This is a genomic window from Stenotrophomonas sp. YIM B06876 (genome assembly GCF_030711595.1).
Lineage (GTDB): Bacteria > Pseudomonadota > Gammaproteobacteria > Xanthomonadales > Xanthomonadaceae > Stenotrophomonas.
This window is the reverse complement of sequence record NZ_JAUJUJ010000670.1, coordinates 1-307: the sequence shown is the minus strand read 5'-3', so window position 1 is coordinate 307 and position 307 is coordinate 1. Positions and strand designations below refer to the sequence as shown.

The following is a 307-nucleotide window of genomic DNA, read 5'->3' as shown; positions in this document are numbered from 1 at the left end:
TGCCACGGCGCCGCTGGGCGCCACGCAAAAGGCGCTGGCCAAGGCCGGCTGGGCCGTGGGCGATGTCGATCTGTGGGAGATCAACGAGGCCTTTGCCGTCGTGCCCATGGCGCTGATGGCGGACCTGAAGCTGCCGCACGACAAGGTCAACGTCCACGGCGGCGCCTGCGCGCTGGGCCACCCTATCGGCGCCAGCGGCGCGCGCATCCTGGTCACGCTGATGTATGCGCTCAAGGCGCGCGGCCTCCAGAAGGGCCTGGCCACGCTGTGCATCGGCGGCGGCGAAGCCACGGCCATGGCGGTCGAA

Annotated in this window: 1 pseudogene; it reads left to right on the top strand. The window is 71.0% G+C overall.

The features are described from left to right. Positions 1-307: pseudogene (locus QZH66_RS18955) on the top strand (acetyl-CoA C-acetyltransferase); the annotation flags it as partial.